The organism is Flavobacterium oreochromis, assembly GCF_019565455.1.
GTDB lineage: Bacteria > Bacteroidota > Bacteroidia > Flavobacteriales > Flavobacteriaceae > Flavobacterium > Flavobacterium oreochromis.
This window is the reverse complement of record NZ_CP067377.1, coordinates 178,332-195,579: the sequence shown is the minus strand read 5'-3', so window position 1 is coordinate 195,579 and position 17,248 is coordinate 178,332. Positions and strand designations below refer to the sequence as shown.

Below are 17,248 nucleotides of genomic sequence, written 5' to 3'. Positions count from 1 at the left end.
AATCAGGCTTGAGAATTTCTCAAGCCTGATTTGTTTTAAAACTTAAAGATGTTAATTTCAAGATTGTATTGATTTATTCTTAAAATATCTTTTATATTCGCAACGCAAAAGATTATAATTAGTATTATGAAAAAATTAGTTCTATCTCTAATTGCTGTTATTATGCTTGTGCCAGCAAGTGTAAAAGCGGATGAGGGAATGTGGTTTTTAATGTTTATAGAACGTTTGAATCACCGCGATATGCAAAAATGGGACTTCAGTTAACTTCTGAAGAAATTTACAGTATCAATAACAATAGTTTAAAAAATGCTATCGTTCAGTTTAATGGAGGATGTACAGCAGAAATGATCTCTAAAGAAGGATTAGTATTAACTAATCATCACTGCGGTTATGATGCTATTGCTGAATTATCGACTGCAGAAAAAAATCACTTAAAAAACGGTTTTTGGGCAGGTTCTAAAAAAGAAGAGTTAAAACCTTCTAGTTTATTTGTCCGTTTCTTTGTACGTATGGATGATTGTACTAAAAGAATCCTTTCTGTCGTAAATGATAAAATGACAGAAGCAGATCGTGAAAAAGCTATAAATGCAGAAATCGCTAAAATTGAAAAAGAGAATAATGAAGGAGGAAAGTATGTTGTTTCAGTGCGTTCTTTTTTTCAAGGAAATGAATATTATTACTTTGTTTACCAAGATTACAAAGATGTACGTTTAGTAGGTACCCCTCCTGAAAGTCTAGGTAAATTTGGTGGAGATACTGATAACTGGGAGTGGCCTCGTCATACAGCTGACTTCTCTATGTTTCGTGTATATGGGGATGCTAACGGAAATCCAGCAGAATACTCTGAAAACAATGTGCCTTTACAACCTAAACACCATTTACCAGTTAATTTAGGTGGTGTGAAAGAAGGTGATTTTGCTATGATTTTAGGTTATCCGGGGCGTACCAACCGTTGGATGCCAGCAGGTGGAATTGAGCAAAACGTAAAATTTGCTTATCCTGCTTGGGTAGAAGGAGCTAAAACAGGTATGGATAATATGAAGAAATATATGAAACAAAGCGATGCTTTGAACTTGATATATGCTTCTAAATTTGCTTCTACTGCTAACTACTGGAAAAACCGTCAAGGGATGATTGACGCGTTAACTAAATTTGGTACGGCTAAAACTAAAGCAGCACAAGAAGCTAAATTTAATACTTGGGCCAATAAACCAGAAAATAAAGAACAATACGGAAACGTAGTAGAAACAATTAATAACTACTACAAAATGACAAACGAAAAATCACGTCATGATAACTATATGATGCAGATGTTCCGTACCTCTAACTTTGCTACTATTGGAAGAACTTTAGGAAAACAATTAGAAAATTATGTAAAAGCTGATGCTGCTAAGCGTGCGCAAATGGCTCCTGCTATTACTGAAATGGTTGACGAATTGTACAAAGAAGTACACATTCCTGCTGAAAAAGATATCTTAGCTGCGCAATTAAAATTATATGCTACTAAATCAGTTGGATATCCTATTGCTCCTAAAGTGGCTGAATTAGCAAAAGCAAATCATAATGATTTTACAGCTTATGTAAACACAACTTTCGATTCAAGTTTATTTACTTCAAAAGAAAAAATCCAAGCCTTCTTAGCAAATCCTAGTGAACAAGCACTCACTACTGATGCTTTATATGTATTATCAAATGATATGTTAGCTCACTTTGCTTCAAAATCAGATGCAATTGCTAAAGCTCAAAATGATTTTGGTGCTGCTTTCCGTAAATTAGTACAAGGATTACGCGATTCTAAAATTGGAGATATAAAATATCCAGATGCTAACTCTACTTTACGTTTAACCTATGGTAAAGTACGTGCATTACCTGCTGACAAGCGTAATGATGCGGTAGTGAACAACTACACTACTTTAGCGGGTCAGGTTAAAAAAATACAAAAAAGGGGATGCTGAGTTTGACTTACCAACTCGCGTTATTGAAATGAACAAGAACAAAGACTTTGGTCGTTATGCTGACAAAGATGGTTCGTTACACGTAAATTTCTTATCAGATAATGATATTACAGGGGGTAACTCAGGTTCGCCAGTATTAAATGGTAAAGGTGAATTAATCGGTTTAGCTTTTGATGGTAACATTGAAGCTATGGCAGGTGACGTTATCTTTGACAAAAAATTACAAAGAACAATCAATTGTGATATTCGTTATGTGTTATGGGTAATTGAGAATTTCTCAGGTGCTAAACATATCGTAGACGAAATGACATTGGTGAAATAATAACTGCAATAGCGGTTGTAGACTAAAGCCGAACTCGATTGAGTTCGGCTTTTTTATCCCAGAGTACGCATTAGAAATTATTGGGAAACGGAATTTTTTAATAAATTCAAATGCTCACGGAAAATTTAAAAAGAAAGAATAGTGAACTATTTTGATGCCTAAAATTTGTGTACGTGCTTAAAGTTGAAGAAAAATAAAGTTGAGTAGATTTCTAATGCTAATTTGGGTTTATATCTTTGCCTAGCTAAAAACAACATGAAAAAATTAATCGTATTATTCTTTATCGGAATTGTTCTTTCGTGCGAAAAGAAAGAACAAACGGCTGTTTCTTTTTATTATTGGAAAACGCGTTTTCATTTGTCGGAACCAGAAAAACAAGTACTTACTAACAATGAAGTGCAGCAATTGTACCTCCGTTATTTTGATGTTGCCTTGGTAAATGGGTTACCAATGCCCATAGCCCCCATTCATTTTAGCCAAAAAAAAGTTACACAAAAAATTATCCCTGTTGTTTTTATAAAAAATGAAGTGTTCTTAGATAAACATTTACAAGTTGCTGATCTGGCGTATAAGATACTTAAGCTAGTGCATCAGATTAACAAAGTAAATGCGTTAAAAGTAGCGGAAATACAGATAGATTGCGATTGGTCTTTAGCGAGTAAAGAAGCATATATGCAGTTTTTGGCATTGCTAAAAAAACAAGCTAAAGAAAAAATATCGGTTACCATTCGTTTGCATCAAATAAAATATTTCAAAGAGACTAAAGTACCTCCTGTAGATTCTGGGGTGTTGATGTTTTATAATATGGGGCAGTTAAGCGCAAAAGGGACCAACTCTATTTATGATGCAGAAATTGCAAAAAAATATCTATACCATTTAAAAGACTATCCGTTGCGTCTTTCGGTAGCTCTGCCTATCTTTTCATGGTGGGTACATACGCGAGGAAACCGCATTATTAATTTGATTTCTAAAATGGAGATAGCAGATTTTGAAAATAATCCTAATTTTGAAGTCCATGAAAATACAATACGAGTAAAAAGGAACAGCTTGTACAAAGGATTTTATTTTCAAGAAAATGATGGTTTGCGGTTAGAGGCTATTAGTAAAGCCGATCTTGAAGAAATGAAAGACTTACTTCAGGATCGATTACCGCAGCAATCAAAGTCGATTATTTTTTATGATTTAGATCAAACAAACTTTAAATATATTTCAGATGAATCTTTTTTCAAGACCTTTGTCTCTGATTTTTAAATCGCTGTTAGTTGTAACTGCTGTATTTTCTTTTTGTGCAGAAGGCGATTGGGATTGGTTTTCGGGGACTTCTAGTTTTGCTCCCGAAGCTTTTATTACGGACAAATCCTATGAACCTCTTTTTTATAGTAATCATCTTTTCTATTCGAGTATGTACGATTGGGGGGGAGAATATGATTCGAGGTTTTCAGATCGTTTTGAAAAAACAATTATTGCAGATTGGAAAAAATATTTAGGAAATAAAATCCCTGAGACCGATTTGAAATATTACATTTTTTCTGATTCGGCTCGAACGGATTTAGCGGCTATTAATAAAGCCATAACAACCAAAGATGGGAAAAGCAAATGGAATAAAAAACATCTGTTAAGCGATCAGCAAGTGCGTCAGTTTTTCTTGTTCTTAAAATTAGCTAAAGCAGTGGAGCCTTATTGCACGCAATCTCCCTCGTGGAATTATGAAACCGAACGCCTAGAAGAAGTGGAGCAAATGCCGCTGAAACAAGCTAAAGCAATAGAAAGTGTTTACCAAGCGGTGAAAGATCCGTTCTTAAAATCGCGTTATTGGTTTCTGGCTATGAAATCTTATTTTTATTCAGAAAATAGGACCGAAAGTGCAACTTTTTTTAATCGCACGCAAGCTACGGTTGCTAAAGAGGAATTGTATTACCGAGCCTTGTCGTATGTGGCGGGTGTAGCATTTAAGGCTAAAAAATTTGCTACTTCCAATTATTTGTATGCCGTAGTGTTTGATCATTGTCCTCATTTGCGATCTACGGCTACTTTTTGTTTTCATCCACAAGACGAGTCTGATTTTCAGGAAGCCTTATTACTCTGTAAAAATGATTCTCAAAAAGCCGCTTTATGGACACTGTATGGGTATTATGCTGATGAACTAAGCGCTATTCAAAATATTCATCAATTAGAACCTACTAATCCGCATTTGGATTTATTATTAACCCGTGCTATTAATAAAGCCGAGGATAAAATGAATAGTAATTCAGATGACTATAGTCAAGGGACAACTTTTAAAGCGGAGGCACTGAGTCCTAAATTGTCTGCGTTAGTAGGGGAGATTGCTAAAGCAAATAATACTAAAAATCCACATGTTTGGAACTTAGCCTATGGTTTTTTACAAACGATTAATGGTAATTATACTTCCGCAGCGCACTATTATACATTAGCCGAAAAAAGTTTACCTGCCGTTCCTTTGGCCAAACAGCAGTTGAAATTGTTTAAAGTTTTTAACGAGATAGCCGCTTTGAAAAAAATGGATGAGGCTGCGCAGAAGAAGATTTTACCTCATTTAAAATGGTTGTATAAGTTAAGCCAAGAGTCAGAAGAAAATAATAATCTACGTACTTCTTTCTTAATTAGTTGGAGCAAAACATATTTAGGCAATCTCTACAAAAAACAAGGCAACATAGTCTATTCGGAATTGCTATACAATAACCCTGGTTTTTATTTGAATGCCACGCATTTAGAGAAGATGCAAGCCTACCAAGAGAGTGCACCAACCGCAGAATGGGATCGTTTTTTACTGTCATTGTATAACATAAAGCTGGATGATATCTATGAATATAAAGCGATAAAGCTCGCTTATGCTAATAATATTAGCGGTGCTGTAGAAGAAATGGAAAAGGCAGTAACCAGAAAAGATACCACCTTATATGGAAATCCCTTTAATGGAAATATAAGAGATTGTAGCGACTGTGATCATGAAGCTAGACAGGTTACTAAATATACTAAAATTAGTTTTTTGCATAAAATGAATGAAATACAAGGAATAATAGAAAGAGGCGATGGGGCCTTTACTGATTATTTGTTGTTGGGTAATGCTTTTTATAATATGTCGTTTTATGGTAATGCTCGTTTGTTTTATGATAATAAAATAATAGATCAATACTATACAAATTATATAAATGATACCTATAAAGGCATGTTAGTAAATGATCAGCAAGCAGGTTTGTATTATCAAAAAGCTTTAGCTGCGGCAGAAAATGACGAACAAGGAGCCAAGGCGGTGTATATGCTAACTAAAATAGAACGCAATGCTTTTTATCAAACACCAGCATTTAAACCTTATCAAGTAGATTTTGTCTTTTTTAAAGGATTCAAAATACTTAAAAATAAATATAAACAAACGAAATATTATCAGGATGTTATCAATGAATGTGGTTATTTTAGAGCATATGCCAATTAAAAAAATGCTGTTTTTATTTTTGTTTGTTCAATCTCTTTTCGCTCAACAGCCTCTTGAGCAAGCATTAGAGTTATGCAAACAAAAGAAATTTGCCCTAGCTAAACCTTTATTAGAAAATTTACTCAAGACCGATCCTAAGAATGTTGAAATAATACAAAAGCTGGGTGAAATAGCTTTTTATAACAAAGATTGGGACCATATGGTACATTATGGAGAAGAATTAGTTCATATAGAACCTCAAAAAGCAGATAGTTGGTTTAAATATGGTAGTGCTTTAGCAATGAAAGCAAAAAATGTTAATAAATTAAGAGCATTAACCATGGTAGGCGATATAGAAAACGCTTTTTTAAAAACTTTAAATTTAGAACCTAAACATATAGGAGCCCATTGGGCATTAATTATTCTGTACTGCGAATTGCCCAAATTATTTGGAGGAGGACAAGAAAAAGCCAGTCAATATGCTAAGGAACTCATTACTTTTTCTCCTGTAGATGCCTATTTAGCGCAAGGGTATATAGCCGTACAGTTTGATGCTTACAAAAATGCCGAGTTTTGGCTAAAAAAAGCCTATCAACTCGGTCATTCAAAAGTTACCTTCGAAAAGTTATATGATTTATATCAAAATAAAATGAAAGATAAAACCAAGGCAGAACAACTAAAAAACGATTTCAAATAGAAATCGTTTTTTAGTTTATTAGACCTAACCGATTTTAAAAATCGGTTAGGTCTAGGCTTGAGAGCAGTTGATAAACCCATCTAATCATATGAAAGAAGTAGTAGGGAAGATAATTGAATTTTGGTATGTAATTTTTTAAGGCATATTCAAAATAGTAAGTACGAGTTCGGTTGTGTTTTTTTATCAATTTATTTTTGTGTACAATCCTAACTCAAATGATTAATAAATATGTTGACTTTTAGAAAAGTTGCTTACAACTCTACTCATACACTCCTAAAACGAAGCTTCGTTTGGTACTTTTTATTTGAAAATTTGTATTTTGGCAATGAATATACAAGCTAAGACAAGATGAATAATTCAGTTAAATTCAACTATTTTTTTAAACACAAAGGCAACATAGGGCCCATTTGCGAAAAAGCGTGTCGAAATTTTAAATTTATAACACAAATACAGCCGCAAACTGCGCAAAATAATACTCAAAATAGTAATACAGTACTTAAAGAAAGAATACACCACCGTTTATTTTATTTTACACTAGGGCATAAGTATAAAACAATAGCTACTAAAAGTCTATTTGATTATCAATATAATGAGGATCAAAAAAAGACGTCCCTCATAATTTTTGAGTTTGCAAAGTGAGAATATCGATTTTTGGGATTATTTTTATTCGTATGATCAAAATTTTAAAGAAAAAGGTTTGTTGAATGATATAAGAAACATTAATAGTCATTTTATACACGATTTTAATGCATTGAATATGGACAGTACCAGTTTCTTTAATAATCAAAAAAACAAATTTGAAAACTTTATCGAGGAAGCTTTTTTACTCTCATCTATTGCTAATTATTGTGATGAAAAGAAAATACAACAAGAAAATTTTTACGATGATAATGAAGTAAATCACTTAAAAGGATTAGTGGTTTTTTTGCAAGAAAAGTTTTTTCCAAAAGAAAATCTAAATAATACTATTTCAGAAATAGAAAAGGAACTGGAGAAAACAGATTTAAATGACGATGACAAACAAAAAAAGCAAAGTAAATTAGCCGAACTTACTACCATTATAGAAAATATAGATGCCTTTGCTCGTTTAGATTATAAAGAAGCGATAAAAGAGTTGCTTTATATTAATGTGAAAACCGATTTTGATTTTGAAATTGATAACGAACCTGCTTTTACTATTACAAAAGGAACGTATCTATCCTATAATGCTACCCTATTTATTGTTTCTCTGTTTTTGTACAAAGATGAAGCCAGTAAACTAGTTTCAAAAATTCAAGGATTTAAAAAAACGAAAACACAAGAAGAAAGAAAGAAGCCTACGATTATCACCTTTTTCTCTAAAAAACCAAGCAGTCAGGATATTGATAATGATGAAAAACAGTTAACTAAATTTCGTGATATAATACAGTATCTTGACAAATACCCTACAGCTTGGAATAGTGAAATGAAATTTGCTAGTTTAAAAGTAGAAGAAAATGCTAAAAAAGCTGTTCCTTATCTACCAGAAAACAAAACAGGTATTATGTTTCCTAAAATGACAAATGCCCTAGTAGAGATTATTTTTGAAAAAGAGTTAGTTAAAACCTATCTTACTAAAAGTGATAGCAAGGAGCAAAATAAAATTGATACTTTTAAAGAAGAAACATTAAATAGCCTTCAATGTAAAAATGAATTTGTATATTATTGCAAACATTTATTAGTTAAGTATAATAGAAAGTTTAATTTGGACGGAAATAAAAGACAAAATTTTGATGATTTACTTTTAATACCAAAAAAAATACAAGATGCAAAAACAAAAGTTGAATTATTGAAAAAGAGATTTCTAATCCAACTATCAATTTTAAAAAGAAAGAAAAATTAGAGAAGGATAAGAATGAAAATGAATCCATAATCAGAAAATTTGATGAAGGTGTTAATAAAAAAGCACCTACTACAGAAAAACTGGAAAAGAGAATAAAAGAAAATACTTTTTTAATTTCTAATGGCAGAAACCAAGATCGATTTTTAGAATTTGCTACTCATTTTTTAGCTTCCCAAAATTATTTTGGCAAGGATGCCCTGTTTAAATGTTATGCTACACAAACCACAGAAGAAAATGAAGAATTAAAAAAGCATAAAAACATTAGCTTAACTAAAAAGGAATTTGACAAACTAAAATACCATCACGGCAGGTTGGTTGATTTTGTAGCTTATGATACCGTAAAAACTTGGGACAATCCATTTGTATTTGAAAACAATGCAATAAGCATAAAAATTAAAACATCAACTGAAACATTATTGATTCCTATTTCTAAAAACTTAATCATCTACTTTTTAGAAAATGCTTTTTATCTACTTAATGATAAAAGGCTACCCAATATTGAAGGCAAAGGAAAAAATGTTTTACTAGATTATTTTAATATCTACAAAAGCAATTTTGATAAACAAATACAATTAATAGAAACTAACACCTTTCAAAAGGAAGATAAAAATACGTTGTCAAAATACCTGCCTAAACGATTATTGCAAAATGTATATGCTGAAAACCGAAAGGGCAATAATAATACACTCGAAAAACTTTTGTTAGAAACCCAGCAACAAGAAAAACGTTATAAAAGACTACTGGAACTAGCAAAAGAAAATGGTGTTTTAGCAGATTTTGAAAAAAAGAACAAAGGCAAGCAGTTTAAACTTCGTTTTATGAAAAAGGCTTGGAACCTAATGTATTTCAAAGCCATTTATAAGGAGAACAAAGGAGAAGATTCAACAAATCATCATAAACATTTTCATATCACAAGAGAAGAATTTAATGATTTTAGTCGTTTTTTATTTGCATTTGATTTACCACATTATAAAGAGAATTTAAAAATTCTGTTAGATGCTAAAGATTTTTTTAGGAATCAAGAATTTGCACAATTGTTTAACAATGCCAATAGTTTTGAGCAATTGTATGACAAAACAAAAGAAAAATACACCCATTGGTTAACAACACCACCTCCATTTAAAGAAGATAGCTACAAATTAGAAAACTATGCCTTTATAAAAGATTTTAAAGCACTAAAAAATGCACAAATACCACAATTTATGTTGGTTATAAATCTTTCTCAATTTCTAGATTTTTTAAAGAGCAGACCTAATTATCACTTTAAAGTAGAAAATGGCAAACTAATATTTACCACTTTAGTTAAAAACGAAAAATACTTAAATGAGAAGTGGTATAATCCTATAGAATTAAATAATGAAGAACAAAAAAGCTATCGCTATTTAACTAAAAAATTACTTAAAGCAAAGCTTGAAGATTGTTTTTTATATGAAATTGCCTGCACTTATATAAAACAAGAACATATAACCATAACTAAAAACAGTATCAATGCTATACTTCAAAAATCGATAACTATACCAGTAAGTAAAAAAACTGATTCAACTATTTTATACGATATTGAAGTCCCTTTTAAACATCTAGTATCTTTCGAACGTATTTTAGTATTCAAAAAGAACAAGAAAAAGTTTACAACGAATCCTTTTTTGAAAATCTTCCTGTTTATCTAAAAATGATAAAAGAGGAATACGATCAAGATCCTATTCAATTAAAAACGTCAAAATCTATGATTGGCATAGCTAATAAATTATTGAACAATAATAAAATAAACTTTGATGAATTTAAAAAAGTAGAAAGCTATCTACTTACTACTTCAAATAAATTTTCTAGAGTTTTAATGGAATTGGAGGGGTATTATTGTCTAAAAGAAGAAAACGGCACTACCCTACTGAAAGAGGAGAAGCAAAACTTTACCCCTACTTCTCCATTCGATCAATTTTATATCAGTTTTGCCAAATTTTCCAATTTGTCTGTAAACTATGAATTAGAAGATCTAGAAGGAAGAAATTATAGAAATAATGTTTATCATTTTAATTTCCCAAAAGAAGTTTCTTATGTGAAAAAATTAATAGAAATAGAAGAAAAATTTATTGAAGAAGAAATAGTTAATGCCAATATTGATGTTTCTTCATTAGTTACTTTTTATGACATACCTATAAAAAGAATACGTGAGGTATTGACTGCGTTAAAAGATACGCTTCATGATGACTTATTTGCAAAAGCAAAAAGAGTTTAAATGAAGAGGAACAAAAAAGCAATAGGTTAGTTCGCAGGAAAGAAGAAGAAATCTATATTAATGATATAATCAAATCAAAAGTGTCAATATAAAACAAAGCCAAGCTCTTTGACAAACTGAACTAGGATTAAAAAAATGACTATTTTTGTACTCAATACACCCAAAAAAGGTTATTTTTTTCTTGAAAATATATCAAAATCCCTGATGAATACTGGCTTTACTCGATTGAGGGTTGTGAAAGCCCTTATTTTGAAGGGTAAATACAACTTAATTGTGTTGTTTACTAATGGTTTAATTGTTGTGAAAGCCCTTATTTTGAAGGGTAAATACAACCTGCGTTGTCAACAAAAATTGGAGCTGATAGTTGTGAAAGCCCTTATTTTGAAGGGTAAATACAACTAATAAGGAACGCATATATTTAACTAGTGAGTTGTGAAAGCCCTTATTTTGAAGGGTAAATACAACATTAAATATTATACTAATTTATTAGCTTAAGTTGTGAAAGCCCTTATTTTGAAGGGTAAATACAACTGCAATTCCTCTTCTTTATCGAGAATGTTGTTGTGAAAGCCCTTATTTTGAAGGGTAAATACAACAGTTTCATTTTTTGGGCGAATGATGTCAAGGTTGTAGAAAGCCCTTATTTTGAAGGGTAAATACAACTCATTCCCGCCAATTTCTACTATAGAAATTGTTGTGAAAGCCCTTATTTTGAAGGGTAAATACAACTACGTTTTAGATGTGCCGTAATAATTGTAAGTTGTGAAAGCCCTTATTTTGAAGGGTAAATACAACAAAAAGGCTCATCTGTTGGGTTGTAGCCATGTTGTGAAAGCCCTTATTTTGAAGGGTATATACAACAATTTGGTTTTGCAAACCGTTTCTAGTACGTTGTGAAAGCCTTTATTTTGAAGGGTAAATACAACGCCACCAAAGGGAAAATTCTTGTAATTTGAGTTGTGAAAGCCCTTATTTTGAAGGGTAAATACAACGGTAGCCATTCCCATAACATTCAAAGTCTGGTTGTGAAAGCTCTTATTTTACTCACGCTGTTTCTATTGTTTTTTATGGGAGTTCGTGAATGATTATTTGAAGGGTAAATACAACTTGGTTGAGTAGTGAATGTTAATAAGCTTAGTTGTTTATTTCTTGCCAATTATTTTTAGTGTATGTTTTCCAACTAAATTATTTCTAATAAAAAACCGATGACTTATATTTGAACAATATAAAATAGGTTGAAGAATTTATAATTCTGAATACGTTAAATTTCTACACTTACAAATGAGAACACACTTCATAGCCATAGGCGGTGCAGCCATGCACAATTTAGCACTAGCATTACACAACAAAGGGTACAAAGTAACAGGTAGCGATGACGCTATTTTTGAACCTTCTAAATCACGATTAGAAGCCAAAGGATTATTACCAGCCGAATTAGGTTGGTTTCCAGAAAGAATCACATCGGATATTGAAGCGATCATTTTAGGAATGCATGCCAAAGCGGATAATCCCGAGTTAGTACGTGCTCAGGAATTAGGGTTGAAAATTTATTCGTATCCCGAGTTTTTATACGAACAATCTAAAAATAAAACCCGTGTAGTAATCGGGGGTTCGCATGGTAAGACAACGATTACTTCCATGATTTTGCATGTGATGAACTATCATAACATCAAAGTGGATTATATGGTAGGTGCTTTGTTAGAAGGTTTTGATACCATGGTGCATCTAACAGAAGAAAATGAATTCATCGTGTTAGAAGGCGATGAGTATTTGACTTCACCTATTGATTTGCGACCAAAATTTCATTTGTACAACCCAAACATCGCTTTGATTTCTGGGATTGCATGGGATCATATTAATGTGTTTCCAACGTATGATAACTATGTAGAGCAATTTGAAATTTTTATTCAGAAGATTACTAACGGTGGAATTTTAATCTATAACGAAAACGATGCTGAAGTAAAACGCGTTTCTGAAAATGCGGATAATCCTATTCGCAAGATTCCTTATTTCACGCCTGAATATGCAGTTGAAAATGGAAAAACTTTATTAGAAACACCAGAAGGAGCAATGCCAATTGAAGTTTTCGGTGCGCATAACTTAAATAATTTAGCAGGAGCTAAGTGGGTTTGTCAATGTATGGGAGTTGATGAAGCCGAATTCTATGAGGCGATTGCCACTTTTAAAGGAGCGTCTAAACGCTTAGAAAAAATAGCTGAATCAGCTAACAGAGTGGCTTATAAAGATTTTGCACATTCGCCTAGTAAAGTGTCGGCGACTACAAAAGCGGTAAAAGCACAATATCCCGATAGAAAATTAGTGGCATGTTTAGAATTGCATACGTATAGTAGTTTGAATGCTGAATTTTTAAAACAATACGAAGGCGCTTTGGATGCTGCTGATGTGGCAGTTGTTTTTTACTCACCTGATGCCGTAAAAATTAAAAAATTAGAAGAAGTAACTTATGAGCAAATCGCGCAATCTTTCAAACGTGATGATCTAGTTATTTATACCAATCCAGCCGATTTTAAAAACTATTTGTTTAGCCAGGATTTAGATAATTCGGCTTTATTGTTAATGAGTTCAGGGAATTACGGAGGATTAGATTTTGAAGAGGTAAAAGGGTTGATTGGATGATTTACCTTGTTAGGTCATTGCGAGGAGGCACGACGAAGCAATCTAAAGTTGCGTGATACTAGTTTTGAATTGGATTATCACTGAAAAAGCTGAAAATAGTTTGGTACATCATAAATGCTGAATGAGAGGATGTCTGATAAAATTATTTTAGATTGCTTCGTGCCTCGCAATGACGTTGCGTTGAGGGATGACGGTAGTTAACTAACCTCTCTATTTGAAGTTTAGTATTTCTCAGCGTGTAGTCATTGCGAGGAGGTACGACGAAGCAATCTAATGGACTAAGTCTTGGTTACTCAAAATGAAGCAATCTAAAATAGGTTTGATATCTAATCAGATACCGAATGAAATTATTTAAATCATAATTTTTTAGATGGCTTCGTGCCTCGCAATGATGTTGCGTTGAGGGATGACGGTAGTTAACTAACTTCTCTATTTGAAGTTTAGTATTTCTCAGCGTGTAGTCATTGCGAGGAGGTACGACGAAGCAATCTAAAGTAGCGAGGTACTAATCTTGAACTGGATTATCACAGAACAAGCTGAAAATAGTTTGACATTTAATAAATGCTGAATGAAAGGATCTATGATGAAACTATTTTAGATTGCTTCGTGCCTCGCAATGACGTTGCGTTGATGGTTTATGTTTAGAATTGGCGTTTAGGTAATAGTATTCTCAATTTAACACCTAGTATTTCTCAGCGTTCAGTCATTGCGAGGAGGCACGACGAAGCAATCTAATGGATTAGACTTTAGTTACACAAAAGTGAAATAATCTAAAAGTAGTTTGATGTATAATCAAATATCGAAGGAAATAATTGCAATCATAATTTTTTAGATTGCTTCGTGCCTCGCAATGACTTTGAGTTGAAGGATTACGGTAGTTAACTAACTTCTCTATTTGAAGTTTAGTATTTCTCAGCGTGTCGTCATTGCGAGGAGGTACGACGAAGCAATCTAATAAAAGACGAGTAACCTATGAAACCCGGTTTTATTTACATAATCACCAATTATACGAATACAACATTATACGTTGGGGTAACATCTAATTTGCCCCAACGTATATTAGATCATAAAGAAAAACGTTACCCCAATTCTTTTTCAGGACGATATAACCTTAATAAATTGGTGTATTACGAATCATTCCAAATGATAGGGGATGCCATAGGTAGAGAAAAGCAAATCAAAGCTGGTTCAAGACAAGCTAAAATTGATTTGATACACAGTATAAATCCGGAGTGGAAGGATTTGTATGACGAGATTACAGATATCCTGAATTTATTTTAGATTGCTTCGTGCCTCGCAATGACTTTGAGTTGAAGGATTACGGTAGTTAACTAGCTTCTCTATTTGAAGTTTAGTATTTCTCAGCGTCTAGTCATTGCGAGGAGGTACGACGAAGCAATCTAAAGTAGCGAGGTACTAATCTTGAACTGGATTATCACAGAACAAGCTGAAAATAGTTTGACATTTAATAAATGCTGAATGAAAGGATCTATGATGAAACTATTTTAGATGGCTTCGTGCCTCGCAATGACGTTGCGTTGATGGTTTATGTTTAGAATTGGCGTTTAGGTAATAGTATTCTCAATTTAACACCTAGTATTTCTCAGCGTTCAGTCATTGCGAGGAGGCACGACGAAGCAATCTAATGGATTAGACTTTAGTTACACAAAAGTGAAATAATCTAAAAGTAGTTTGATGTATAATCAAATATCGAAGGAAATAATTGCAATCATAATTTTTTAGATTGCTTCGTGCCTCGCAATGACGTTGTGTTGAAGGATTACGGTAGTTAACTAGCTTCTCTATTTGAAGTTTAGTATTTCTCAGCGTGTAGTCATTGCGAAGTGCGAAACCTCTTTAATTAAATGATCTACTTTTGAGATAGACTCCGCATTTGAAATTTTTATATAGATTACTTCCTACCTCTTTAATAGATAATAAAACAAGGAAGATTTTTATAACACTATGTTTTAATTTAAATGAAAAACGAATCTTAGCGTTATTAGGTAAGAAGTAATCCTTAAAAAGTCATTCTTTATTCTAAATGTGTAATAAAAATAAATTATTTAGTTGTCATTAGCCGAAATTACACTGCTGCGTTGAGGTAATTTTTTTCCATAAAGTAAAATAAAGAAAACAAAGAATGGTTTCGGTAATGGGTACGAGCCAAATAGCGTATATATATTCTTGTTTTTGAAATTCTATTAGATAATAAGCAAAAGGTATTTGAAAAATCCAAAAGCCTAAGAAGTTTACTAATGTGGGAATTTGTGTATTACCAGCACCATTAAATAAATTGTTGAAAATCATAGAAACTCCATAGGCTATATAACCTAAGCTTATAATTTTCATAGCTTCTTTTGCTCGTATAATAGTTTGTATGTCATTAGTGAAAAATAAACTAATATTTTCTGCAAAAAATAGGTTTATTAAAGTAATTCCTAAACAAAGAAATAGGGTGTACTTAAGTACAATTTTAGTTAAAACTTTAATTCTTGTTAAATGATGTGCGCCTAAATATTGTCCAGTTAATGTAGCAACAGCATTACTTAATCCCCAAATAGGGAGTATGAAAAATAACATTACTCTAACAGCAATTTGAAACCCAGCGGAACCATATTCTCCACCATTTTTAGCAATCAGTTGTGCTAAGTATATCCAACTTAATGAAGCTAATATGTATTGGAATATACCAGGTGTTGCAATACTAATAATAGATTTAATAATAGGAAAATCTAATTCAAAACGTTTTTTCTGAAAGCCTATAGATTTTCTGATTTTGCGAATGCAATATAATTGATAAAGAACACCTATAGCTCTTCCGCTAACGGTTGCCCAAGCGGCACCTTCAATTCCTAAGGCAGGGATAAAGATCCAACCATTTATTAGTAACGGACATAGTAGAAGATTAAAACCATTAGCTATCCAAAGACTTTTCATAGCAAGTAAAGGATTTCCTATACCTCTAAATATTCCGTTAATTAAAAATAATAAGAGAATAAATAGACTGTTACTAAAAATAATTTTAGGATAGCTTATTCCATAATTAATAGCTTCTTGTGAAACATTTAAAGAAGTAAAAATAGCTGGGGCATAAAAATAGCCCAAAGTGCTAATTATTAAGGAAATAATAGAGGCTATGATTAAAGCTTGTATAATGATTTTTCCTGTATTATCTACCTTTTTTTGACCAATAGAGATAGAAATTAGAGCACTAATAGCTACGCTAAATCCTACTGCAATAGAATATATAATTGTATTTATAGATTCAGTGAAACCTATAATTTGGATTGCTAATTGACTATTAGGTAAATGTCCTACAAAGTATAAATCTACTAATGAAAATACAGATTCTAGTATTAATTCTAAAATCATAGGGATGGCTAATAACCATATTCCTTCCTTAATTCCTATGGTGTTAAAATCAACTACATCATTATGTTTAAGAAATTTAAATTTTGCTTTGATATCTTTTACCATATTGGTTTATATTGATGAATAGGATTTTCTAATGCTCCTACAAATTGTAAACTAGAAGCAGGATCTGCTAAATTCAGCATTTGTTTATTGTTTTTAAGTTGTAAGCGATTTAGGCAGCAGGATTCAAATGTTTTACTAAAGAGATCATGTTGTAAAAAGGATGTTTTAAGTTGAGGGTTTTTTAGTTGGTATTCAGCTATAGAAGAACCAACAATTTCCCAAAAAATTTCTTCTTTTAAGATCTTGTATTGATCTAAAATAGCAGATAAGAACCGGAAAAAATGCTGAAAAATATCATTTTGAATGCTTAATACTTTCAACTTTTCTGGAAGATTGATTCGTATTCTTTCTGCTTTTTCAGGTAAAGGGGTACTAGTATTAAAAAGCATAATTTCTTCTGTAATGTCTTTCATAAAAACACGTTGAACTAGATGATTTTTTAATACAAGAATAAGATTTTCTCCATGAGGCATAAATACCAGTTCATGTGTGTAAAAACAATGCACTAAGGGAATTAAATATGCTTGTATGTACTGATTAATCCATTGTTTTGCACTAATTCCTGATTTTTCAATAAGGTATTTAATAAAAGGTTTTCCTTCATAGTCTATATGAAGTAATGCTGCCATGGTA

Annotated in this window: 10 protein-coding genes, 1 pseudogene and 1 CRISPR repeat array; of the genes and pseudogenes, 9 read left to right on the top strand and 2 right to left on the bottom strand. The window is 32.0% G+C overall.

Translation table 11 applies throughout. From position 1 onward, the window contains the following. Positions 1-126 precede the first annotated feature (126 nt). From JJC03_RS01045 to JJC03_RS01005, 9 genes and pseudogenes are all read left to right on the top strand, one after another. A pseudogene (locus tag JJC03_RS01045) lies at positions 127-2,277 on the top strand (S46 family peptidase). Positions 2,278-2,532: 255 nt separating this feature from the next. Continuing rightward, positions 2,533-3,528, top strand: coding sequence for a hypothetical protein (locus JJC03_RS01040; protein WP_258932052.1), 996 nt, complete (start codon positions 2,533-2,535; stop codon positions 3,526-3,528). Beyond that, on the top strand, positions 3,491-5,728 hold the full coding sequence (locus JJC03_RS01035) for a hypothetical protein (RefSeq protein ID WP_235873829.1): 2,238 nt from the start codon (positions 3,491-3,493) through the stop codon (positions 5,726-5,728). The genes JJC03_RS01040 and JJC03_RS01035 overlap by 38 nt, the downstream gene beginning before the upstream one ends. A gap of 4 nt (positions 5,729-5,732) precedes the next feature. Continuing rightward, positions 5,733-6,404, top strand: a complete 672-nt coding sequence (locus JJC03_RS01030) for a tetratricopeptide repeat protein (protein ID WP_235820633.1) — start codon at positions 5,733-5,735, stop codon at positions 6,402-6,404. A gap of 628 nt (positions 6,405-7,032) precedes the next feature. Further along, on the top strand, positions 7,033-8,265 hold the full coding sequence (locus JJC03_RS01025) for a hypothetical protein (protein ID WP_235873828.1): 1,233 nt from the start codon (positions 7,033-7,035) through the stop codon (positions 8,263-8,265). 311 nt (positions 8,266-8,576) lie between these two features. Then, entirely contained in the window at positions 8,577-9,932 is a 1,356-nt protein-coding gene (locus tag JJC03_RS01020; protein WP_235873827.1) for a hypothetical protein, read from the top strand. Positions 9,933-9,934: 2 nt separating this feature from the next. Then, a complete protein-coding gene (locus tag JJC03_RS01015) occupies positions 9,935-10,498 on the top strand; it encodes a hypothetical protein (RefSeq protein ID WP_235873826.1) in 564 nt (187 codons plus the stop codon). Between the two features lie 231 nt (positions 10,499-10,729). Beyond that, positions 10,730-11,490: a CRISPR direct-repeat array (repeat unit 36 nt; unit sequence GTTGTGAAAGCCCTTATTTTGAAGGGTAAATACAAC). Between the two features lie 289 nt (positions 11,491-11,779). Beyond that, a complete protein-coding gene (locus JJC03_RS01010; protein ID WP_088445325.1) occupies positions 11,780-13,135 on the top strand; it encodes a UDP-N-acetylmuramate--L-alanine ligase in 1,356 nt (451 codons plus the stop codon). A 972-nt stretch (positions 13,136-14,107) separates the two neighbouring features. Beyond that, a complete protein-coding gene (locus tag JJC03_RS01005; RefSeq protein WP_235873825.1) occupies positions 14,108-14,416 on the top strand; it encodes a GIY-YIG nuclease family protein in 309 nt (102 codons plus the stop codon). Positions 14,417-15,211: 795 nt separating this feature from the next. On the opposite strand, the gene JJC03_RS01000 is transcribed toward JJC03_RS01005, so the two are convergent. Next, positions 15,212-16,615 (bottom strand): MATE family efflux transporter, encoded by a 1,404-nt coding sequence (locus JJC03_RS01000; RefSeq protein WP_235873824.1) that lies wholly within the window; start codon positions 16,613-16,615, stop codon positions 15,212-15,214. Continuing rightward, positions 16,609-17,244 carry an IucA/IucC family C-terminal-domain containing protein gene (locus JJC03_RS00995; protein ID WP_374226255.1) on the bottom strand — a complete coding sequence of 212 codons (636 nt, stop codon included), beginning with the start codon at positions 17,242-17,244 and terminating at the stop codon, positions 16,609-16,611. The genes JJC03_RS01000 and JJC03_RS00995 overlap by 7 nt, the downstream gene beginning before the upstream one ends. Positions 17,245-17,248 lie beyond the last annotated feature (4 nt).